Source organism: Paenibacillus sp. JZ16 (assembly GCF_015326965.1).
Taxonomy (GTDB): Bacteria; Bacillota; Bacilli; order Paenibacillales; family Paenibacillaceae; genus Paenibacillus_AQ.
On the sequence record NZ_CP017659.1, the window covers coordinates 1,759,712 to 1,781,720 of the forward strand.

The 22,009-nt window shown below is 50.1% G+C and carries 19 protein-coding genes; 2 read left to right on the forward strand and 17 right to left on the reverse strand.

The features are described from left to right. Positions 1-33 precede the first annotated feature (33 nt). Positions 34-597, forward strand: coding sequence for a TraR/DksA C4-type zinc finger protein (locus BJP58_RS07805; protein WP_194543488.1), 564 nt, complete (start codon positions 34-36; stop codon positions 595-597). Positions 598-663: 66 nt separating this feature from the next. On the opposite strand, the gene BJP58_RS07810 is transcribed toward BJP58_RS07805, so the two are convergent. The 7 genes from BJP58_RS07810 to hrpB all read right to left on the reverse strand — a co-directional run bounded on the left by BJP58_RS07810 (position 664) and on the right by hrpB (position 9,055). Further along, positions 664-1,224: a winged helix-turn-helix domain-containing protein gene (locus BJP58_RS07810; RefSeq protein ID WP_071220217.1), complete on the reverse strand. Its 561-nt coding sequence runs from the start codon at positions 1,222-1,224 to the stop codon at positions 664-666. An 81-nt stretch (positions 1,225-1,305) separates the two neighbouring features. Beyond that, complete coding sequence (locus tag BJP58_RS07815; protein ID WP_194543489.1) at positions 1,306-2,583, reverse strand: MFS transporter; 1,278 nt, start codon at positions 2,581-2,583, stop codon at positions 1,306-1,308. A gap of 188 nt (positions 2,584-2,771) precedes the next feature. Further along, positions 2,772-3,776, reverse strand: coding sequence for a Gfo/Idh/MocA family protein (locus BJP58_RS07820; RefSeq protein ID WP_194543490.1), 1,005 nt, complete (start codon positions 3,774-3,776; stop codon positions 2,772-2,774). A 43-nt stretch (positions 3,777-3,819) separates the two neighbouring features. Further along, a complete protein-coding gene (locus tag BJP58_RS07825; RefSeq protein ID WP_071220214.1) occupies positions 3,820-4,179 on the reverse strand; it encodes a replication termination protein in 360 nt (119 codons plus the stop codon). A 307-nt stretch (positions 4,180-4,486) separates the two neighbouring features. Beyond that, on the reverse strand, positions 4,487-5,683 hold the full coding sequence (locus BJP58_RS07830) for an acyltransferase (RefSeq protein WP_194543491.1): 1,197 nt from the start codon (positions 5,681-5,683) through the stop codon (positions 4,487-4,489). A gap of 231 nt (positions 5,684-5,914) precedes the next feature. Further along, a complete protein-coding gene (locus BJP58_RS07835; protein ID WP_194543492.1) occupies positions 5,915-6,466 on the reverse strand; it encodes a general stress protein in 552 nt (183 codons plus the stop codon). A 78-nt stretch (positions 6,467-6,544) separates the two neighbouring features. Then, a complete protein-coding gene (hrpB, locus tag BJP58_RS07840) occupies positions 6,545-9,055 on the reverse strand; it encodes an ATP-dependent helicase HrpB (RefSeq protein WP_194543493.1) in 2,511 nt (836 codons plus the stop codon). Between the two features lie 180 nt (positions 9,056-9,235). On the opposite strand from hrpB, the gene gluQRS reads away from it, so the two are divergent. Further along, positions 9,236-10,213, forward strand: a complete 978-nt coding sequence (gene gluQRS, locus BJP58_RS07845) for a tRNA glutamyl-Q(34) synthetase GluQRS (RefSeq protein ID WP_194543494.1) — start codon at positions 9,236-9,238, stop codon at positions 10,211-10,213. Positions 10,214-10,333: 120 nt separating this feature from the next. On the opposite strand, the gene BJP58_RS07850 is transcribed toward gluQRS, so the two are convergent. The 10 genes from BJP58_RS07850 to BJP58_RS07895 all read right to left on the reverse strand — a co-directional run bounded on the left by BJP58_RS07850 (position 10,334) and on the right by BJP58_RS07895 (position 21,874). Further along, positions 10,334-10,714, reverse strand: a complete 381-nt coding sequence (locus BJP58_RS07850; protein ID WP_194543495.1) for a DnaJ family domain-containing protein — start codon at positions 10,712-10,714, stop codon at positions 10,334-10,336. A gap of 108 nt (positions 10,715-10,822) precedes the next feature. Continuing rightward, positions 10,823-11,620 (reverse strand): SDR family oxidoreductase, encoded by a 798-nt coding sequence (locus BJP58_RS07855; RefSeq protein WP_113058720.1) that lies wholly within the window; start codon positions 11,618-11,620, stop codon positions 10,823-10,825. Between the two features lie 160 nt (positions 11,621-11,780). Beyond that, complete coding sequence (locus tag BJP58_RS07860; protein WP_194543496.1) at positions 11,781-12,623, reverse strand: hypothetical protein; 843 nt, start codon at positions 12,621-12,623, stop codon at positions 11,781-11,783. A gap of 13 nt (positions 12,624-12,636) precedes the next feature. Next, positions 12,637-13,389 (reverse strand): vWA domain-containing protein, encoded by a 753-nt coding sequence (locus tag BJP58_RS07865; protein WP_071220489.1) that lies wholly within the window; start codon positions 13,387-13,389, stop codon positions 12,637-12,639. Between the two features lie 43 nt (positions 13,390-13,432). After that, the gene (locus tag BJP58_RS07870) at positions 13,433-15,529 is read right to left on the reverse strand and encodes a protein kinase family protein (protein WP_194543497.1); all 2,097 of its coding nucleotides are present in this window, start codon (positions 15,527-15,529) and stop codon (positions 13,433-13,435) included. A 158-nt stretch (positions 15,530-15,687) separates the two neighbouring features. After that, a complete protein-coding gene (locus tag BJP58_RS07875; protein ID WP_006211202.1) occupies positions 15,688-15,963 on the reverse strand; it encodes a WXG100 family type VII secretion target in 276 nt (91 codons plus the stop codon). 157 nt (positions 15,964-16,120) lie between these two features. Beyond that, the gene (locus BJP58_RS07880; RefSeq protein ID WP_071220206.1) at positions 16,121-16,633 is read right to left on the reverse strand and encodes a WXG100 family type VII secretion target; all 513 of its coding nucleotides are present in this window, start codon (positions 16,631-16,633) and stop codon (positions 16,121-16,123) included. A gap of 27 nt (positions 16,634-16,660) precedes the next feature. After that, the gene (locus tag BJP58_RS07885) at positions 16,661-17,467 is read right to left on the reverse strand and encodes a hypothetical protein (RefSeq protein ID WP_071220205.1); all 807 of its coding nucleotides are present in this window, start codon (positions 17,465-17,467) and stop codon (positions 16,661-16,663) included. Positions 17,468-17,483: 16 nt separating this feature from the next. Then, positions 17,484-21,473: a type VII secretion protein EssC gene (gene essC, locus BJP58_RS07890; RefSeq protein ID WP_194543498.1), complete on the reverse strand. Its 3,990-nt coding sequence runs from the start codon at positions 21,471-21,473 to the stop codon at positions 17,484-17,486. A gap of 89 nt (positions 21,474-21,562) precedes the next feature. Next, on the reverse strand, positions 21,563-21,874 hold the full coding sequence (locus tag BJP58_RS07895; RefSeq protein WP_071220203.1) for a hypothetical protein: 312 nt from the start codon (positions 21,872-21,874) through the stop codon (positions 21,563-21,565). Between the last annotated feature and the right edge of the window lie 135 nt (positions 21,875-22,009).

The window sequence follows — 22,009 nt, forward strand, 5'->3', positions numbered from 1 at the left end:
ACGTACTTCAACCCAGAGAGGAGCGACTTTTCTATGACAACGATGACAAAACAACAATACAACGACCTTAAACAGCGGTTGCTCAGTGATAAAGAACGATTGGAAGAGCAATTGGAGTCCCGCGATGAAACCAACAGGGATTACTCTCTCCGGGAGTCTACAGGTGAGCTGAGTGCAGCCGATAACCATCCTGCAGATGTAGGGACTGAGGTATTCGAACGAGAGCGTGATCTGGCCATTCAGGGAACGCTAGAGCATGAATTGGAGCAGATCCATTCTGCCTTGCAGCGAATGGACCAGGGCGAATACGGAACCTGTGCCGTGTGCGGCCTGGAAATTCCGTATGAGCGGCTGGAAGCTTTGCCTTATACGGCCCATTGTCTCGAACATGCGCCGCGGAGAGATATCAACGACAACCGGCCGGTAGAAGAGGATGTCATGACACCGCCCCCTTCCGGAGCTGGCGTCAACCGCCAAGCGGCCGACGGTAAATTTGATGATGCAGGCGCGTGGGATGCCGTTGAAGATTACGGAACATCGACGTCGCCCGGCATGTCCATTAAACCCGGGCAAGACGATTATAAGAAGAATGTATGAACCGGTACAGCAAAATAGAAGGGAAAGCTGGTACCTGCACGTTAGGTACCAGCTTGTTTTCCGTGATCAGGATTCTTTACGAGTCCGAACATTGGAAGCAAAAAACTCATATTCGTCGTAACCTTCCCCGCGTTTCTTTTTATAAGGGGTCAGCATTTTATCCAGCTCAACAAAAAACTCGCGCGCTTCATCTTCGCTCATATACAAGGTGGTATTGGTCAACATGGAGGTCGTTTCGCCCTCTTGACTCATGTTTTTGAAGAAACGGTCTCTATTCTGATCAAACAACTCGGATAATAATTTGTTCGTTTCGGATCGAATTAATTCCTTGATGACCGGCTCGTCGGAATCTGCCCCTCGTTTGATCTTTACCGTACCGACAAAAGGTTCATAATATTTAGCTATAATACCGTTGATCTCTTTCGTGGATACGATCTTGACCAGTCCGATTCGCTCCAGCTTCTTCATATGATAATGAACTTTAGCCGGCACATCCCCGATCTTGTCTGCGACTTCCTTTACCGTTGCCGGACGGTCCATCTTATTCAATACATTCAATATCTGGAGCCGATATGGATCTGAATATATTTTGATCTCTTCCAGTGTAGTCAGTTCCTTCGTTTCCACACCGTACACCTCAGCTTCATGTTATTTTTCACTTCTTTTCATTATAGGCCGAGAATGTCGAAATTACAAAACGCTGAGGATTTAAATGGCACGGAAACTCTTCTTCCGAATGAGGAATATCACGGGCAGCATCATGATGAATCCCATGATCGAATACAGAATGGGAGGGGAGTGATACTCCGCTACAAATCCAGTAATCAAGCTTCCCACAGGAATGGCAGCCGTGCACGCTACCGTCATAAGGGCACCTATTCTGCCGAGCATATGCCTCGGCGTTACTTCCATCAGATACGTGGAAATAGGGGCATTCAACATCGAGACGGCAAAACCGGCAACGAACATGCAGACCGCTGCGGACTCCACCCGCCATGCCGGCAGATGTCCTGGAATCCCTAACGCAAAATAACCGATTCCGAGCAGGATAGATCCTGACATGATCAAGGTGCTCTTTTTGAAGCTCTTCCCGTAACGTCCAATCCATAGCCCGCTGCAAATCATGCCGATCAGGAGGGCCGTTCCCAGTACGCTCAGACCTCCGGCTCCGGCACCCAGGGTCTCTTTGACATAGACCGGCTGCAGTACATTCAGCGGTGCCAAACAGAAATTATTGATCATGGCGAGCACCGTTGTTATGAGGAGCAGCGTATGCTGCTTCACAAAAAGAAGAGCCTCTTTAATATCGCCGAACACCGTTTTCGTCATCTCTGTCGTAGGCCGTGCGGAGGCTTCCTTGGCTTCAGCCTGTTCGGCTGCCTCCGGATTCGGCATAAACGCGATAATGGTGGCGGCAATGAGAAACGTTACGGCATCGATCAGGATCGTCCCCGAAATTCCGACCCAAGCGATGAGGGCACCAGCGATGGATAAACCGATTAATTCAGCGCTCCGACTTACGGAAGTTGAGAAGGAATTGCCTGCGAGCAGTTTATCCTTGGGAAGCAACCGCGGGACGATGGAAGTCTCGGCGGGTCTGGAGAAACATTCCAGGGTGGAATTTAGAAACGTGAACAGGAACAAATGCCAGACTTCAAGAGACCCCACAGCATACAGAAAGGCCGTTAGCGAAACCACAATGCCGCGGCTGAGATAGGTTAAGGCAAGCAACAGTTTCTTCGGCCAGCGATCTACATAGGTCCCGGTAAACAAACTGAACAGCAATCCAGGCAGAAAGTTAAAGGCGAACAATGTACCCATTAATAGTTCAGAACCTGTGAGCATGTAGACCATCCAGCTGTAAGCGATGGAGTCCAGGGAATCCCCGAATCGGGTAATGACCTGGGCAGATAAATAAATCAGATAGGGGCGGATTTTCAAGAGCTGACCAAAGCCTTGCTTTTCCAAAACAGCGGCATTTTGCATGGTTTCCTTCTCCTCTTCGTTAAATGGATAACAACATTAAACTTTTTCAATGCATTAAAATAATATTTATGTTAAAATTATTTTATCGTTAAGTTTATTTTAACGATTTCGAAGAGGAATGCAATAGGCAAAAAAAAAATCGCCAACATGGCGATTTATTCGATCTCACGGATGACAGAGTTACTTCTTTATTTAATGATCACTCGCGATGAGGATCTGGCTGCTTGAAGACATGCTTCAATGGCCCTGATGTTGCTGATGGCATCTTCCGGACCATAGGGCAGCGGCGTGCCGTCCATTACGGCCGCTGCCATAGCATCCGCTTGCAGTGCAAAGTGGTTGTAAATCCCTACCTTCTCCTCGCGGGAGCCCTTGGCCGTATGAACGCAGATCTGGGCCATGTCCTCCATCCTCTCCCATCCAAAAGCTGAAGGAAGCTCAATCCTGCCATCGGTACCTGCAATCTCTAAAGAGCATTTGGAATAGGTCCACATCCCGCACTCAAACGTAAGCCCCAATCCATCTTCAAATTCCACCATCCCGTGGACCATCATGTCCACGCCGTCATGCTCCTCAGAGAAAAAAGCATGGGCCGTTACTGCCTTGGGCTCCTGCCCATAAATCATTCGCGCCGCCGAGATGGGATAGCATCCCACGTCATAGATTGAGCCTCCGCCCATATCCTTGCTGTAACGGACATTGCTTTTCTCCTCCGCATTGTTGAAGGTGAACGATCCGTGAATCCCGCGAAGCTGCCCGATTTCGCCGCTTTCGATGATTTCGCGTACACGCGCGTGTTTCGGATGATATCGGTACATAAAGGCTTCCGCAAAAAGCACGTTGTGTGCTTTAGCAGCCTCAGCCATTTCTCGGACATCCGCTTCGGTCAGGGCTGCCGGTTTCTCGCATAAGATATGCTTGCCGGCCTGTGCGGCTTTGATGGTCCAAGGTTTATGAAGGTGATTCGGCAAAGGAATATATACCGCATCAATGTCGGGATCCTCCAGAAGCTCGTCATAAGAACCATAGTATTTCCCGATATGATATCGCTCGGCGAGCTCACTTGCTTTTTCTGCGTTGCGGCTAGCAACCGCCCCGACCTCACAGCGTTCCGATTTCAATATGCCTGGTATCATTGAATTTCTTGCAATCCGAGCAGTACTCATAATTCCAAAGCGCAGTTTCTTGCTCACGAGGTCATTCCTCCTTTGGCTGCATTCCATTCAGATTATTTTTTTAAAAATTATCGTTTACCGCTTTATGAAGGATCCCTAAACACCGATCCAAATCTGTTTTAACCTGTTTTTTGTAGAGTTTGGCTTTCTCCGCACCGTCATCGGTAAAATGGTAAAGAACGATTTCTTGAAAATCGACCCGCGGATCATTCCCTTTCAGCTGCTTGGTACGATATAACACACCCTCCTGCACCAACTCATGCAGAGCCCGGTAAATTTCGCTTTGCGGCGGTGAGTACCCATGGCTCTTGAATTCTTGCCGTAGTTCTTCCAGCATCTGATATCCATATCCTCGCTGCTGCTCCACCATGGTAATGAGATATACTTTGATAAAAGCACGCTGGGCGATCATAAATGCCATTTGGACGCCTCCTCCTTCACGAGCTACTTGTCCCATATTATACCTAATTATAACCCACAGTTTCCCAGTTTGCACAATAGCAAGCATCCCCCTCTTTTTAAACCAAGAAGGTGTAGATTGAAACGTGGTGGGGTGTTAGTTGAATAAATGTGATGCAATAACACCAGCTTTTATTCTATTATGAATTTTTCATATACTGAAATTATATAGTGTATTATTTTTCACCTGTTGTTTTATGGGTTGTTGGCGTGGCTCGTTCGATTGGTTTCAAACAAAAAACCCACCCTGAAGGGTGGGTTTAATTTCTTCACATTCCGGCGGACGTGCCTGTGCTTGGTCGCGATTTGCCGTATGGGCGAACCCCGCGGCTTTTTCTTGCTCCCGCGATTCCGACAAGCCACTTCCCGAACGGCAGCTTGGCTAGCATGCAAGTGGCACCATAAGCCACGGCCACGCTGATAATCCATGATGAGAGAATCCGGACCAGAGGGTGCATGCTGATCAGCAAAGATTCATCGACTGCATAGCTTATACGCAGTGTCAATAGATGCATCAGGTAAGCGCCATACGAATAGAGCCCAATGGAGGACAAAAGCGCATTCGCACCCGCTCCGGCATGACGACATATCCAGCCGGCCACATCGTACATGACCAATATAGAGCTAATCAGGAAAAGTGCCATCATCGGGCGGAGCAGCGACAAGGAATAGAACGTAATCGCCCCATTCGCAGCAGAACGGATTTCATGGACGGCTTGCATGAGCATCCATCCGAACAAAAAAGCGAAGACCAACCATATGACCGGCCGTGCCTTTTGAATCCATTTTTTCCAAGAGTCATGGTATAAACCGGCTGCCGCCCCCAGCGCAAAATAGAAGAAATAATAAAGTGCGTTCCGATCTGCGTAGGTTGTGAACAGCTCACTCCATACCGGGATATTCAAGCTCCCCATCCATTGGCCAATATCGTTAATCATTCCTGTCAAACCCACGTACAATAGTCCGGATAAAATCAATATCGTAAGCTGCGCCTGCCAGCCCCATCTTTCTTTGATTCCTAGTATAGCGGAGCGGAACAGCGGGTACAGCAGATAGAATTGAAACAGCATAATGATGTACCAAAAATGCGAGCTCGATTTCCCGGTTAGCCATACTTCTCCAAGATATTTCCAATCCTCAATGACAGCAGGATTAAACCTATGATTGATTAATAAAGTAATCAAGGTCCATACAGCAAACGGAACGTAGATGTCGCCAAAACGCCTCTTGATGAACCTTCCGTAAAACAGCTGACCTTTATCGTTATAAAACAGCACCATGCCTGTAATAAAAATAAAGACGGGTACAGCAAATTTCGTCGCCATCAGAAGAACTGCCATCATCAAACCATCACCTGTCGTCATTCCCGGCGCGACCGAATAATGTGCGATGGAGTGCTGTAAGACCACGGCTAGAAAAGCAATTCCCCGTAAGCGCTCGATTTCCGGTATTCTTTCTTTGGGCATACTGCTCCCCCCTTCGTCTGACTTCGTGCGCACACCTCATTGTAAGGGACACTGCCCCTGATCGGGTAATCCAATTATTTACTGATTCTGATGTTATCAGCACTATTAAGTACGTTCTATTGGGCTATGTATCAAGAAAAACTTCTATCGATCGTACCTTTACAGAAGACAGAATGCGGTTGATCTCTATAACAAAAACCCGGTTCCCATCGGAACCGGGTTTTGTTTTCCTTACAGCAGCGTAGTGCCACGCGGCGGAAGCGCGTCGTCCCGTTCCAGATCAACCGCTCCCGCACGGCCCTCGTTTCTGTAATCATAATCGCGGAATATATCGTAGATGCCTGTATTTTCTTGATCGGCGTCCACCAGTACCAGAATCCGTCCTTGCTCTATATAGGATTCGTATTCTTTTGCCTCATCTTCCGGGATCCCAAGGCCGATAAAACCACCGACCAGCCCCCCGGCTCCCGCACCGACTGCTGCGCCGGCGAGCGTCGCCGCTATAGGTCCTGCAGCAAGTATCGGGCCGATGCCGGGAATAGCCAAAGCCCCGAGTCCTGCCAGCAAACCTGCCGTACCACCAAGAATGCCGCCTGTTGCCGCGCCTGCAGCTACCCCTTCAGGCGCCATCGTCCCCGTCTGCTCGGCTATCATGTCTGCTTCGCGTTGATCCTTCGCTATAATGGAAATGGCCTCGTTCGGAATCCCATGCCGCTGAAGCTGCTCGATTGCTTGGGCTGCTTCCTGTTCCGAACGGAATACTCCAACAATTTTCTTCTCCATGATAAACCCTCCTCATCGGTGGTCGTTCATAAATAACATTACCCGACAGAGGGGGAAATTAAACGTGACGCTGCCGTGTTAAGCCTTGGGCCGAGTCCGATGGGTTGCAGTCGCCTCCATGGGATCATCAGGCCAATAATGTTTAGGATATCTTCCCTTTAAGTCTTTTTTCACCTCGTAATAGCCGCTGCGCCAGAAACTGGACAGATCCGAGGTAACCTGAACGGGCCTTTGAGCCGGTGACAGCAAATGCAAGGTCAACGCAACCCGTCCGCCAGCAATTCGCGGTGTATCCTGAAGTCCGAACATCTCCTGCAGTCGAACGGCCAGGAACGGTTGTTCAGGGTCATTGTAGTTAACTGGGATCAAGGACCCGCTTGGGACCCTAATATGAGTCGGCGCTTCCTTCTGAAGCTGCTGCTTTTGCTCCCAGCTCAGCATATGCTCCAAGAGCGTTCCCGGAGCGAGACGTCTCATATCATTGCGATTCCGCAGCCCTTCCAAATATGGGAGCAGCCACTCCTCCGCCTGATTCAGCAAGCCTTCGTCCGAAACATCAGGCCATTTCCCCTCGGGATCATGCCGGAACATGAAGGCCAGCCGTTCTCTCAGCTGCAATGCCGCCTTGCTCCACTGCAACAATCCAAGACCCTCCAGCCTGATCCCTTGCAACATGGCTTCCGCTATTTCCTCTCCTGTCGGATTCGAATAGGCTTGTTCCTTGATAATGAGGGCTCCAAGCATCAGCTTCTGTCTCGCCCTAATGCTGCCGGAAGCTGAATCCCATACAACCTCTTTATGCTGTTCCATCTCGTCATGGTAATACTTTTCGAGCCATAATTCATCTATTTCAGAAGCAAGCTGAATATTCCCGTCCGGGCCTTGATCATCAACGGCAGCGACCACAATATACGGTGCGCGGCTCATAGGCTGAACCGACACCAATTTCACGCCTCTGCCGCTGCGCATCAAAAAACCGGTTCCTCCCCTGTTCTTCGCGATCCGATCCGGATAGGCGAACGACAGCAAAAGGCCGCAGAAATTCAAGTCCCCGCTAGTCGTATATGCAATATTCAGCTGTGTATGCAGTTTTCTGATCTCTTGTTTCATCCGCTGCAGCACGGCTTCATTAGTCACGTCTTGTTCAGCCGATCGCTGACCTTGTCGTTCAAACAAGAGAAGCCGCTCCACACGTGAGCGCAAATCCTGATCCCTGATGGCTTCACCTCTGCTCAACATGTCACGCTCTTGAAGCAGTACAGCAATTCGGATAGCCAGCGATGTTTCTCCTATTTCTTGTGCTTTCAGCAGCATGTGAGCGAGCCTCGGATGAAGCCCAAGAAGCGCCATCGCTCGGCCATGCTGTGTGATACTGCCTGAATCGTCCAGAGCCGACAGCTGCTTCAATAACGCTTGTCCTTGTGCAAGAGCTAGTCGGGGCGGCGTATCAAGCCAAGCAAGCTCCTCCGGGTCACGCGTTCCCCATACCGCCAATTCCAAGGCCAGCGGCGTCAAATCGGATTCACGGATCGCCGGAATGGTGCTTTCCGACAGATGACGATGCTCTTCCTCGCTCCATAAGCGATAACATACACCAGCCGATACGCGCCCAGCCCTTCCCCTTCTCTGATCCGCGGATGCCCTGGATAACCGTCTCGTAATCAATTGCGGCAGTCCCGTTCTGGGCGAGAACACCTCCGTGCGCATATAACCGCTGTCAACAACCGTCTTGATCCCCTCAATGGTAATACTGCTCTCGGCAATGCTTGTGGAGAGTACAATTTTACGCCTGCCGTTCGAATCGCGTATGATCGCTTCGTCCTGCTTGTCTGCCGGAAGCGCGCTGTACAATTCCCGAATGACGACATTTTGGCTTAAACCTATTCTTAATAATTCATTAGCGGTTCTCCTGATTTCGCGGGCACCCGGCAAGAATACAAGGATATCGCCTTCCTGTTCGGAGAGCGCTCGCATGATGGCATTCGCCGCACCTTTATGCAACTCGTCGAGAGAGAATGAGCGCAAATAGTGAGTAGACACTGGAAAAGCACGACCTTCGCTAACGATGACCGGTGCGTCGCCAAGAAGCTTCGCGACTGGCTCAGCCTCTAGGGTAGCAGACATGACGAGCAGCCTTAAATCTTCCCGCAGCACCGACTGGGATTCCATCGCAAAAGCCAGGCCGGTATCAGCCTGCAAATTTCGTTCATGAAATTCGTCGAATATAATCATACCGATGCCGGTTAATTCCGGATCATCCTGCAGCATACGCGTCATGATGCCTTCCGTCACAACTTCGATCCGAGTGTTCTGACCGATCTTGCTGTCCATTCGGACGCGATATCCGATCGTCTCACCAACTGCCTCTCCCAAAGAGGACGCCATATAACTCGCAGCCGAGCGAGCTGCAATTCTTCTAGGTTCCAGCATGATGATCCGCTTGTCTTCCAGCCACGGTTCATTCAGAAATGCCAAGGGCACCTGGGTTGTCTTGCCCGCACCCGGTTCAGCGATCAAAACCGCATGGGTTCCAGCAGATAAAGCCATTTTCAATTGTGGAAGTATTCGGTGAATCGGTAATTCAGTCATGGATACATCTCCGTTATCCTATCAAATATCAATATAATCCCTTAATTATATAAAACAGCCGATGTACGTCAAGGGGAGCTGCTTGTCGCCACGGCTGGAAAGTATCGATATAATTGCGATACAATATGAATATCATTCCCATGTCAACATCAAGATTCATGTAGTCGGAAGGTGAAATGTATGGAGCAGCATGCCACATTTCGCGGCCGCTTTGCCCCTACGCCATCAGGAAAGATGCACATCGGCAATGCGTTGACCGCTTTACTTGGATGGCTGCAAATGAGGAGTATGAACGGACAATATATACTCCGTATAGAAGATATCGATGTCCAGCGTTCCCGCCAGGAGCTTGCCGTCGAGATGATGAGAGATCTGGAATGGCTCGGTTTGGATTGGGATGAAGGTCCCGGTGTTGCCGGAGACTACGGACCCTATCATCAGGCGGCGCGCCAAGCGCTATATGAGCGGGAAATCACCAAGCTGCAGGAAACCAATAACCTGTACCCCTGCTATTGCAGTCGGGCCGATATTACGGCCGCAGCCAGCGCACCGCACGGCATTGCATCGGAAGGCCTCCGTTATCCGGGAACTTGTAGAGACTTGACTCGAGAGGAAGCGGCGCTTCGCGTGCTTCATAAGAAGCCTTCGCTGCGGATGAAGGTACCGGAAGACATCGTTTCCTTCGTCGACGGCATCGCCGGGGAGCAGTCCCATCGACTATCTGACGGAGGAGACTTTGTGGTTCGCAGGGCTGACGATATCATCTCATATCAACTCGCGGTGGTTGTGGATGATGCTTTAATGGGCATAACCCACGTACTCCGAGGAGCCGACCTACTGGACTCCACGCCACGTCAGCTGCTCTTATACCATGCGTTAGGCTATCAGCCGCCACAGTTTGCACATACCCCGCTAATGGTCGATGCGGAAGGCAGAAGGCTCGCCAAGAGGACCCGCGGGCTTAGCCTCTCATTTCTTCGCGGCCAGGGCATCATGCCCGAGCGCATCATCGGCTGGCTGGCTTGGACCGCCGGTCTCCTGGACTATCCGGAACCCGTTCGACCTGTTGATCTAATTCCTGTGTTTGACTTATCGAAAGTATCTTCTGCCCCGATCAAAATAACGGATCATGTCAAAAATCAGCTCTTTGAATCCTAGATGCAACTCATCGAAATAAGGGATTCGCAGGAGTTATTAAACTACATCTTCTTATCCAGATAAACAAGCAGCGCCAGCACGTTCATCCTCGCAAAGAGAAGAAAGGCTGGCGCTGTTCTATTATTCCTCATGGGTTAATCGTTCCCTAACTTTGGACTCATACTGCGTAAACGCGCTATTGCCGCTAAGCCCGCGCTGTTCCATCAGCAATTGCAGTCTTAGACGCTTTTCATTGAGCTTGCGCTGAAGCTGCTCCTGCTCACCGTCGCTGCAAGCAGCACCGAGCAAGTCATACAGCTGAACGCATTCCTTGCGAAGCGTAACCTCTTCAGGGACATAACCCGCATTTTTCATGATGCGATAAGACATTCTCAGATCCTCCGGAATGTGCGAAAGATCGTCGATCGGAAGTTTCTTTCCGGCAAATGGCAAATCATCGAGCTCCCCATTGCGGATCGCTTCTTCGATCTTCTCCTCAGCCAATCTGGAAAAGATGCTCATGATTACACAGCCTCCTCCTTTTTTCCTTTGTCCTCTTCATCATATAGCAGCGCAGTTTATATTCCAAGTTCTGAATGCAGGGAACCCTCGAGATGTCTCCTATCTCATTTACAACAGGGATTCGGCTCCATCTATGAAGATTTGTGCCCCTGTAATATGTCTTGATTGGTCGGAAGCGAGAAACGCCACCAAATCCGCGACCTCTTCAGGCGTACCCGGTCCATCAGACAGCGGCTGGCTCCCTTCCGGATATTCAACCGGAATCACGATCTCTTCCAGATCTCCCTGCTTCTTCGTGCTTTGGTCAATGTTCGTGGATATCGCGCCGGGGCAGATGACATTCACCCTAATCTTGAATTTCGCCAGCTCGAGCGCAGCCATCTTCGCAAAAGCCACCTGTCCCGCTTTGGTTGTGCTGTATGCGCTCATCCCAAAGTTGGAGAAGGTTCGGGTACCATTGACGGAGCTGGTAATGATTATACTGCCCTGCCCCCTTTTCTTAAGGTGCGGAATCGCATATTTGACCGTCAGAAACGTCCCGTTCAAATTTACGTTCAGCGTCTTGGTCCATTCCTCCAGCTTCATTTCATCAATTGGCGTCATCACGCCGTTAATCCCTGCATTCGCGAATACAATATCAACACCGCCAAAAATCTCCACCGTTTCGAGAACCGCCTTCTCCACCCGGTCAGGATCTGTAGTATCTACGTCAAAGGCTCTGGCGGAACCCTCGCGAATAGAGTTGATCTCCGATTCCGCTTTATTCGTTCGGTCATCTAACAGATCGAATAAAGCAACATTTGCGCCTTCCTTCGCCAGCTGAATGGCGGCTGCCTTCCCTATGCCTGATCCGGCTCCGGTAATGATCGCTGTTCTCCCATGAAAACGTCCGTGTCCTTCATTCATCCTCAACACGCTCCTTATTATCGTAATCCGTTATGCATTCATCTGTCACAAGATTACCCAAAAGGAGTTGTTTTATAATCATGATTTCTAATTTTTTGCACAAAAAAGCCGGACCCTTGGGTCCGACCATTGTTTATCATCATCTAACATTCTTAGAAACCTACCATACAATCTCCAAAAACGAAGCGTCATCTTCCAGACCGTCTGTATGGCGAGCATTCATTAATACTTGCACTTGCTCATCAGGAATCGGCTCCTTCAGCGGATCCAGATCGTTGAGCCCATCGCTGTATAACTGAAGCCGATATTCGGTCTCCGGGTCTAATTTGCACGAAAACACGTGAGGACTGCCTCCGATCGGACCACTACGGGAAGACCATCGTTCCGAGGTCCGGAAACGATCTCCGAATACCGAGGTGATCTCGTCTTCCTTGCGCCACAAGCGTACCCTGGAGTCACCCTGCCAGGCGAGCCACAATCTTCCTTTGCGGCGAAAACCCGAGGAGAGCTCTATGCGGCCGCAAATATACATAGCTTCGCTTCCCTTGCGCTGCTTCTCTTCCAGTACTTCGCGAAGCAGCTTGGGCGTTTCGGAACTCAGGGAATGAGTCCGCATTTCCCGATCAGCTTCCTGCGTAAGCTCCTTCAGTCTGCGTTCAAGCGATGCGGTCGTGAGTTCCTCAACCGTCTCCAGCCAATTCATTAACCCTTGGCCTAGCAGACGCGAGGCCACATCGCCCCGATAACTCAATCCGACACCATCGCACAATACAAAATGGCACACATCTTCCTTCATCTGCAAAGCAATGAAATCCTGACCCATCTCGGAGAGCATGACAGATTCTGCCGCTCTGCCATACGCATAACGACATGTGAACAAATCTTTAATCTTCGTAATCGGTTCTTCCACGGTCTGCTTGCTCTCGTAATAAAACGATGCTGCTTGAGCCTTCCGTTTACGAATTCCCAACGATTCCATGCTTCTTGCGTATGATCGCTTCATCTTTGTGACCCTCTTACCTTACCGGCGTGGCAGCTGACATCTGAAACCCGATGGACACCAGCTCAGAGCAAGTGCCTGGAAGCATCATCAAAGCTCCCGGGCTCAGTTGATAATCCGCCTCAACCAGCATTTCTCGATAACTTTCGGGAAGAACGGAAGACATCATTTTAAGTTTGCGCGCGTGTTCATCCTCAAGCGAAGTATCGGCCAAAATCCCTTTCCAGCGGCGCGGTTCGGATATCGGCTGGTTCATCAGATGATCGGATATGAATATGTTCTCCACAAGCACGTTGCCGTCCGGAACGCTCATGTTCATGATGCGGCGGGCAATCGGTTCCGGATCCTCTCCCGTAGCCACGCCATCCGTCATATGGCACACAAGCGGGGCGGGGCAATCCTGCATGTTCGGAATCTCCGACTGCAGGATTTTCTCGGCCTGCAGGAACGCTTTCGCCGAATCGGAGAAACGCTTCGGCGTTAAATCCGGAAGCGATCCGATCGCCGCAATTTCGTCAATGCCCTTAATCCCGTTTAACAAATCATAGACATCATCGCTGTATGCAAGGATGGCAATCCGGTATCTAGGCGTCAGCCGATTGCCCTTCGTGGACCGAAATACCATTTGCCGAATGGCTAGGGACAAGGCCTCGTATACGACATCGATCCGCCTCCGGTCCTCCATCAGCATGTTCATGGACGCGCTGATATCAATCAGATATATAATGAGCGCTGGCGTGCGCTGTGATGCTTGAATGGTATAGTTCATCGTGAATAACATTCACCCCTGCATTTTCGTCATGTTTACTTCCTTACAGTTTTGGTATCCAGTGGCTGTCGTCACTTATGAATTTCTGCAGATTGCTAAGGCGGCTGCTCATTTTACCAACGGTTTTATAATAGGCCTTATCCTTGTTATATAACTGTATGAATTCACGTGCGGCATTCTTAGCACGGTCTTTGTTCCCGGCCACCTGCGCATTATACGCTTTATTATATAAAGCAACCAGTTCTACAACGTTTTGGGAACGCTGTTTCTGAAGTGCTGCGGCTTGTGCTTGTTCGGCAGCTCTGGCTCGCGCCTGGCGCTCCGCTTCCGCCTTGGCAGCTTCCTTAGCTGCCGCCTCTTCCTGTGCCTGTCTTTTCTTCTTCTCTTCGAGCTGAGCTAAGTACGCCTCATACTTGGCCTGATTATCATATTTCTCTTGCAATGCCTGCTTCTTTTTCTTCTCTTCAAGTGATGCCAGATAAGCTTCATACTTCGCCTGCTTCTCATACTTGGCCTGAAGCTCAGCTTTCTCCTGTTCCTTCAGTGCCTGCTCAGCTTCTTGAGCCTTCTTGGCCTCCTCAGCCTTTTTGCGCTCCTCTTCCGCTTTCTTAGCCTCTGCCTCTTTCTGGGCAGCCTCTTCCTGGGCAGCCTCTTCCTGCTGCCTCCGTGCTTCTTCCTCTTGTTTACGCGCTGCTTCTTCCTTCTCCTGCGCTTGCTGCTCGGCTAATCGCTGAGCAGTAAGCTGACGGCTCTCTGCCTTCTCCGCCAGAATCTGATTCACCGTAATCGCAGAACCTGCCAATATGACGATAGCCGCAGCGATTGAGAGCATGAATTTACGGGATAACAACAGTGCTTTAATGCCTTTGTTCGATGATTCTTCAGCCGGACGCAGCTGCTCTTCGAGCCCCTGTATAGCGGCGGCAAGCTCCACTTCAAGCGGACTGTCCTTCTTTACGAAATGATACGCGGAGCGGAATATTTCCAACGCGCCGGAAAGATTACCCGCATCCTCCAGATCACGGGCTTGATGAAACAAGCGTCCAACCACATTGTCGTTGACCTCTCGGGTGCCTGGCTCTATGCCAAGCGATGCCATAATTTCAGCCGGCACCTCTTGGACGGTTTCAGATCGGGCTTCATCCGCCTTGTCGTCATGAGCAGCAGCAGCGGCTACAGGAGCTTGCGCTTCCTCGACTACTTCTTCTTCACTCAAGGATGATAAAGCAATCAGCCACTCACCAAAGGTAGGGCAGCTGCTCAAATCCTGACTGTCCCAGGTTCTGCCGAACAGATCCGCAATCCGTGTACCCCAACGCTGACCCAGCGATTTTTTCAGTAAAAAATAACGCTCGCACGGGGTCTGCATTTCATGCTGATCAAAATAGCTTTCGCCCCATGCCCGATTCACGATAGCCGGATCGCTCCATCCCAGCATTTCCGCAATGATAACAGCACCTGCGAAACGATCGGCATATGAACTCCATAACCCGCTATGCACCGTACGGTGAGCCGCATATCCAGGAGAGCCAGCAAGCAAAACATCAGGTCGATCCATTTTGGGACTGTACATCTGCTCCACATCGACAAGCTCAACGGCGGCAGCGCCTTCCGGCAGCTTCACTTCCGAAAAAAACGGAAGCATGACATTAGGCGCAGACAGGTCACAGTGGGCTAAACCGCGCTGCTCCATGCTTGAGCCGATAGCTGCCAATGCCTTGGCAAGCATCAGGCTATCAGAACGTCCCAGATTACGCTGATCGCTTATAACGTCAAACCAAGTACATCCATGAATCCATGGCATGATGACCGCGTAGAGCAAATCCGGATATTCCGCTATCAAATCTCCGTTTCTTTCGGGAGTGAGCACCTCTCGACTGCTTACCTGCAAACCCGGTATCTCGCGATAATTCCCCATATGTTCGGATTGATACACCATAGCCGGAATTCTGAACTTAGGAAAAAATACCTTTAGTGCTTTGGCTTCATGCAGTTCCCCGTCCACAGGAATCAACTGGTAGACGATTCCCTGACGCCCAGCTTGGGCATAGGCTACGCCTGGCGCTGCGGGATGCTGCCCTACTGTATAAGCCGTTCCATTTACAACAATCCCATCGCCCGGGTTTGGCTGAAATGTCATGAACGTCATCCTCTCTTAACTCCGTTACCTAACTATATAACTCTATTAACCACATGGTTATATTCTAAACATCCAAAATTGCAAGAAAACCGGGTTGTCTACCACCCGGTTTATTCTGCCTATTAAACTATTATAAAGCAAAAGTCTCCGAATGGATATTAACGGGATTCGTCAGCCATACGGAATTTCTGAGCGATCGCTTTCAGCTCATTGCTGATGCTGTCAAGCGTTTGAACGAAGGAGTTCATCAAACGGCTTGCTTCCTGGAATTCCTGGAAAAAGCGCTGCTTCGTCATACCATCCCATTGACCTTCCATGCCGTTGATCGATTGAGTCAGGCTGTTAACGATTTGCTGACTTTGATCACCGCTTTGTTTAAATTGGTTTGCTACTTGTTCAACTTGTTCTGGCGTAATTAAAATACGTCCTGCCATTTATGTAACCTCCTAGAAATTCGTTTTCTGGTGACACTTGACATCTTAGCCCATGAGCCTCAGTTTATCAAAGCGTCCTCAGACCTAATTTCCAGTTACCCTATACGTCCCAATTTGAAACATTTACCATCCCGATTTTCCCGAAAGGAATAGGAGTTTAGTTGGCAATGCCAAACGAAGACGGATCGGTAAAGGTCCAGCTTTGCCCGGCTAACGCGGCTTGTTTAGCCGAATCTCCGTTGTCTCCACTGGTCATGCCCACGGCAGCTGCTACCGAACTCGGGTTCGATATAACCGTCGAGGAATTGCCATATTCCGGTAATATGGATGAGCGCCCCTCCATGCCGGAAGCGGCAAACAGAGCCGTCGGTGATACTGTACTTACGATGGCATGCTCCAAAATCGTATGGTACTGATGATCCGTTTCTTGAAATTGATCGGCTTTGCTTTGAAGATGCTTGCCCAGCTGAGCAAGAAGAGCTCCCAGATGCTCTCCAAGACTCCGGGCAGACTGCCACTCATCAATAACCGCCGCTTTGAGAGACGTCTCCCAAACGAGTGATTCCATAGCTTGGTTGAGCGTTCTCGTAATCGCTAAATATTCATCGCCACTATGCTGCAGCTGACGGCTTAACGTCCGGAGAGACTCCGGCTCGACAGAAATACGCATTGGTCCTCACCTTTCATACAGGCTCTGTTACTGTTTCAGCCACATGAGTAGCATATGACGAAACTGCTCTTTGGTCGCTGGTGCTGCGGTTAACCAGTCCTGGTCTCCCTCCAGGCTCATACGCAGCAGCCAATTCATGGACTCGTTCACTATAAATGCTGCATTTTGACTTTCCCAGCTGTTTCCGTTCCAAATCGACAGCTGGAGTTCCCCCGAAGACACCTTGTTTTTCATACATTTCGCTAAAGCGATGGAACCTTCCGCATCATCGGTCAACCTGGCCAAGCGATCGCCGATATCATCGCTGTTCTGTTCGGAAACGGAGGTGTAAATATCTCCGAATTCCTTCCGGCTAAGGAGAAGTGCCGGAATATCCCCCCAGTTTTGGTCGCTTAGGGCCAGATCCTGCACCAGTTGATCGCAGGTTTGTTCGATCGTGCCAAGTTCGCTTAGCAGGTAACATCGATTGTCTTCGCCGCTTCTGCATACTTGTATTACCCGTTCGTCCGTAACATGCAGATATCCTTCAAACGCCGAATCCTGATTTTCATATTTCAACCAGCACGCACGTTCCGCAAGTCCGGCAATAGCCACTCTTGAGAAGACCTCGGGTGGAATCGACAATTCCCCGCCTTCCTCTTGAATCAAATATTGCTTGCTTAGGAGCGATTGTTTGGTTTTCTCCCACTCAACCGCGATTTCTTCCGTTAAGTATCCTACAAATGGATCTTCAACACCAAGTAATCGGTCCGATCCGATAATTCCAGCCAAGAAGAAAAATTCCTTGTCATTCAGCGTGATCGTTTCTTGTTTGGAAGCATGAATTGTCAACATTATGAGCCACCTCCCCTCAAACTACAACATGCCATCGGTCGCGAATTTCTGTGACCCATCTTTGGGCGTTCCATTCGTCATCAAACGGAACTGCGCCTTTTATTCTGGAAAATTTGCGTTTTACGTAGTACCCCTGTCCTGGCGGGAGTATTTTTAGTCCTCCAGGACTATTAGCGGATTCGGAAAAAGGAATTCTGAAGAACGATAAATCGTTGGAATCCAATGTTCCGAATAAAAATCCGTTTTGTGCAGCCTTAATATCAGTAAACCAATCGACGCCATACGTCGGGAAATCGGCCGGCACACCGGCAACGATAACATGTACCCGGCGGTCCCTCCCCTGTCTGACGATGGCTGACAGCTGGTCTTTCAAGGTGAAATCGGAAAGCTGCTTGCTGAGCACGTCAGCGTCATCAATCATAAGCAGGATCGTCGGGTCTTCACTGTCTTTCGACCGGGTTTGAACCCGTTCATAAAGACCTGAAATGAGCGGAGCCAGGTCTTCCTCATTCTCCGCATGTCCACGGACATGCGGAAGATGATTCATCCGACTCAGACCGCTGCTACCATAGCGCGTATCTACCGTATAGATTTCCAGCTCATCCGGCGATGTATGATATGCAAGTGATAACATCCAGCTAAGAAGGAATGACGTTTTACCGCCTTCCATCGGACTCGCCACAATAAAATGCGGCCCATCCTCCAGATTGATAGCAAAAGGAGTCAAATCATCCGTAGCCACTCCGACAGGAACCCGGTACTTCGCCATACCTGCTGTTTCGTAAGGCTTTTGTACCTTCAGCAGTTGATGAAGCGGAATCTTGTCCGGCAGTGACTCAATCCGCGGCGCTTCCTCCCCGTGCCACGCTGCCCGGTGAGTGCGAATCATATCGCGGAGCGCTGCGGAGCGGTCCCCCTCTTCCTGGCCTGAAGCCGGCAAGGCCGTCTGAAATTCAAGCGGCGGCACCTGCCCCTTGACCAGACCTCTTCCCGGTGGAAGCTGGCTGGGGGCTCTTGTTGGACGCCCCACCGCATAATAGTAATCAGCAGGATCGGCCAGTTCGTACGACACTGCTTGCGAGATGTTGCTTCGAACCTTCTCAAACATATCCGAAATTCGGTTCGCCGTAATGACAAACGTTATTCCCAGACTGCCGCCTTCTCGCAGCAGGTATTCAAGCATATCATTCTCATCCGGATACGAGTTCCGGAAATTCAGATAACCGTCAATAACCACGACCAGCTGCGGAACGGGTCCTGTGTTGCCCCGGCGATAGGATGCAACAGTCTTCACACCCGCTTCGGCAATCATGTCCTTGCGAGTCGCCGCCGTTTTCGTCAGAAAACGGAACAGGCGCTTGATGCGATCCTCTTCCTCCGCCGTCATGACTCCTCCGATATGTGGAAGCCCTGTAAAGTCCCGCATCATTCGGCCCATATCCACGATATACCCATGCCAAAAGTCCGGGGTGTACCGACTGGCTAACGACATCAGCATCGTTTGAATAAAGGTGGTCTTTCCAAGTCCAGGCATGCCGTACACGGCCCAGTGGCCTTGCTCGAGATTGAGCATCAACGGCTTCTGGCATTGGTTTGGCAGATCATCAACCATCCCGACGTAGGACACAAGCGCCGAATCACCGAACAGCTCCTGCTTCTGCAGCTCGGTCCCGGACTGAATGCTCTCCAGATCCAAGCTCTCCGGAAGCGGTGGAAGCCAAGGCCCCTGTAGCCGTTCGATTCCTTGCTCTTCGGCAACTTCCGCTACATGGTCGATAAACACCTGGAGCTGTTTGGGTACCTCCAGATGCGCTCCCAGGGAAGGATTAGATGCAAGCAGAGGCTCACTCTTCCCGTTGATTCGCACCTCGCGAATAACCACTGCGCCAGGCGTATCCTTCTCTTCAATGTAAGGAGCACCGCTCCAGGCAAATTGCATTTCTTCAAACACTTCATCGCTGCCCACCTGAAAATAGCCTCGTCCGGGCTTGTTAATCCAGGCTGCATTCGGAATCTTCAGCATATCACGGCTATCGCCCTCGCTTTGTACCCGAAGGCAGATCCGAAAGCGCGAATTACTCCAAATTTTATCGTCCACGACGCCCGCCGGCTTCTGAGTCGCAAGAATCAGATGGACTCCGAGTGTTCGTCCAATAGCGGCGATGCTGATCAATTCATCCATGAATTCCGGTTGGTCTTTCTTCAGCTGTGCAAATTCATCAATGATAATAACGAGATGCGGAAGCGGTTCGCCATGCCGATTGCGCAGCAGCTTGTAGTACTCGTCGATATGCTGCAGATTTCCCGCATCGTTCAATATTTTCTGGCGGCGAACCAGCTCGGCTTTCAGCGACACCTTCGCGCGCTCGATTAGATTGTTATCCAGATTCGTTATGGTTCCTACAACGTGCGGCAAGTTAACAAACGTGTTCGACATGCCGCCGCCCTTGTAATCAATAAGCATAAATGCCAGGTCATGAGGGTGGAATTCGGATGCCAGGGAGGCAACAATGGATTGAATAACCTCACTTTTCCCGGAACCGGTCGTTCCCGCAATCAGACCGTGCGGTCCATGACCTTGACGCTCTATTTTATCATGAAGATTCAAATTAATCTTCTTTCCGCCCGCCCGGACTCCCATCGGAACGGGTAATGAATCCGGATATCGGTTCTGCTGCCAGCGTCTGTGCACATCCAAATCGTTGATTTTTTGAATATCCATCATCTCGAAGAGTGCCAAAACGCTTGGGATATCCGACGCAGAGGATCGTTTCAGCCGGATCGGCGCCATGTATCGGGCCAAGGCTTCGATTTGCTCCCTGCTAATATGATGGGATTGGAAAGTTTGCTTGGAGACCGTGCCATCTGCTTTCTTAATCGTATACGCCGCCTGCTCCCGGTCAACCTCTACAATAAGCTGGCAGTGCATCGGCAAGCTTTCCTTGCGGTCGGACAAGATGATGGTAACCGCATCGGTCGCTTCGGCATCTTCCATCAACAGAGGCAGCAGCGGTTCTTCCTCGATTAATTGGGTAGCGGATAAAATCACCACGTATGCCGGTGTCTCAATCGTTTTCTTCCCATGCTCGGCACGATTATTTTTACGCCGGTATAAGTGAGTAAATATTTCATCCGCAAGCTGATGGGCATTGCTCCGTCGATCCGCAAGATAGCGGCTGGATCGATCATCATCCCACGTATGTGGGAGCCAGCGCAGCCATTGCCACTCGCTCGCTTCTTTCTCTTCGTAGAACGCGGCGATCTTCACTTCATCGGGTGAGTGCCGCACAGCCGTTTGGGCCATCATCACGCGCAGCATATTTAATACGCGCTCTCTTCCGCCTACGATCCCTATGACCTTGGATTCGAATAACGGCAGCGCAATCGATGCATCGTCGACGGACTGAAATTCGGAAGACAGCAATTCAGCTGCTTCAATCAAAGGGTCCTTGTCATATCCATCCGCGCGGGGAGGCTTTACGTTAATGTAAAAAGGAACCTCTCCCTTGCCCACGCAAATCTCCAGAAAGTCCTTATCTTCCGGAGAGCGTTCCCATAAGCTGCTGCTCCGGTTCTTCACGACGTTGTAACACACGTCCGGATCGCCATGGATTTCAAACAGAATGTGTACCTGATCTTCCTGCCGCTCCTTGAGCTCTTCGCGGTGCAGATCAAGCTGTGCCCGGTACTTCTGATTACGCTCGGCCAGATTCTTCTGATAGGTCTTCTTGTTGCTTAAATACATGAAGAACGGCAGCGTGTAGGATGTCAGCATCATAAAGACGGAGAGCATCTGGAACATCATGTAGTTGGGATTCCCCATTTTGCCGCTCACGTTCATATAAACATAGAAACCGACCGTCGCAGCCGTCATAATAATCGGGATAATGATGGCAATCATCGAAAACGACGGTTTGCTCGGCTCGGACGGCGGTCTCAGAATCTCCATGTCTTCATTCGGTAAAGCCGGTCTAATACGCGGCGAACGTTGGTACAACACGTTCATAAGTCACTTCCTCCTAATCCAGAGCATCTGAAATGTACAATTATGTATGTGGCTGTTTCATTCAAAACCAATGGGTTACTTACCCAATCTCAGCTTTCTTGAAACAACGATCTTCTGCCATAGACAGGAGCTTCCTCGGTGGTTGTTGAGAATGCCCGTTGCAAACGAATATAAGAGCCTTCCCTAAGTCCCGCTTCAACAAGGTTAGAATGGCCGCCTACCGTAAACCACAAGCCTTCCGGGAACTTTGCTTCTAATATATATTGAATCCCTTCACCCGAGGGTTCACGAAAAAGACGTAGCCCCAGCAGCTCATTCAACCGTTCAATGGAGCACTCATCGGGTACGTCGATATCAAACCAATCATCTTCATTTCGACCGCTGATCACGGTGAGTATCATCTAGCCAACCTGCCTTCCCAAACATGGTAATCCTTATGTTTATTCCATATGCAAAGTCCAATCACCTATTTCAATAGTTACAAAAAATAGTTACATTATTGTAATAATATCATCCCAGGGTCGGTTCTGTCAATT

What these genes read in the sequence shown, in the direction of transcription:
- BJP58_RS07870 (WP_194543497.1), bottom strand. Translation starts at nt 15,529, where the DNA reads ATGACATTTCAGCCAAACCCGGGCGATGGGATTGTTGTAAATGGAACG.
- BJP58_RS07825 (WP_071220214.1), bottom strand. Translation starts at nt 4,179, where the DNA reads ATGGCATTTATGATCGCCCAGCGTGCTTTTATCAAAGTATATCTCATT.
- BJP58_RS07850 (WP_194543495.1), bottom strand. Translation starts at nt 10,714, where the DNA reads ATGAGCATCTTTTCCAGATTGGCTGAGGAGAAGATCGAAGAAGCGATC.
- BJP58_RS07875 (WP_006211202.1), bottom strand. Translation starts at nt 15,963, where the DNA reads ATGGCAGGACGTATTTTAATTACGCCAGAACAAGTTGAACAAGTAGCA.
- BJP58_RS07805 (WP_194543488.1), top strand. Translation starts at nt 34, where the DNA reads ATGACAACGATGACAAAACAACAATACAACGACCTTAAACAGCGGTTG.
- BJP58_RS07815 (WP_194543489.1), bottom strand. Translation starts at nt 2,583, where the DNA reads ATGCAAAATGCCGCTGTTTTGGAAAAGCAAGGCTTTGGTCAGCTCTTG.
- hrpB (WP_194543493.1), bottom strand. Translation starts at nt 9,055, where the DNA reads ATGACTGAATTACCGATTCACCGAATACTTCCACAATTGAAAATGGCT.
- BJP58_RS07885 (WP_071220205.1), bottom strand. Translation starts at nt 17,467, where the DNA reads ATGTTGACAATTCATGCTTCCAAACAAGAAACGATCACGCTGAATGAC.
- BJP58_RS07830 (WP_194543491.1), bottom strand. Translation starts at nt 5,683, where the DNA reads ATGCCCAAAGAAAGAATACCGGAAATCGAGCGCTTACGGGGAATTGCT.
- BJP58_RS07835 (WP_194543492.1), bottom strand. Translation starts at nt 6,466, where the DNA reads ATGGAGAAGAAAATTGTTGGAGTATTCCGTTCGGAACAGGAAGCAGCC.
- BJP58_RS07895 (WP_071220203.1), bottom strand. Translation starts at nt 21,874, where the DNA reads ATGATACTCACCGTGATCAGCGGTCGAAATGAAGATGATTGGTTTGAT.
- gluQRS (WP_194543494.1), top strand. Translation starts at nt 9,236, where the DNA reads ATGGAGCAGCATGCCACATTTCGCGGCCGCTTTGCCCCTACGCCATCA.
- BJP58_RS07860 (WP_194543496.1), bottom strand. Translation starts at nt 12,623, where the DNA reads ATGAAGCGATCATACGCAAGAAGCATGGAATCGTTGGGAATTCGTAAA.
- BJP58_RS07865 (WP_071220489.1), bottom strand. Translation starts at nt 13,389, where the DNA reads ATGAACTATACCATTCAAGCATCACAGCGCACGCCAGCGCTCATTATA.
- BJP58_RS07855 (WP_113058720.1), bottom strand. Translation starts at nt 11,620, where the DNA reads ATGAATGAAGGACACGGACGTTTTCATGGGAGAACAGCGATCATTACC.
- essC (WP_194543498.1), bottom strand. Translation starts at nt 21,473, where the DNA reads ATGAACGTGTTGTACCAACGTTCGCCGCGTATTAGACCGGCTTTACCG.
- BJP58_RS07880 (WP_071220206.1), bottom strand. Translation starts at nt 16,633, where the DNA reads ATGCGTATTTCTGTCGAGCCGGAGTCTCTCCGGACGTTAAGCCGTCAG.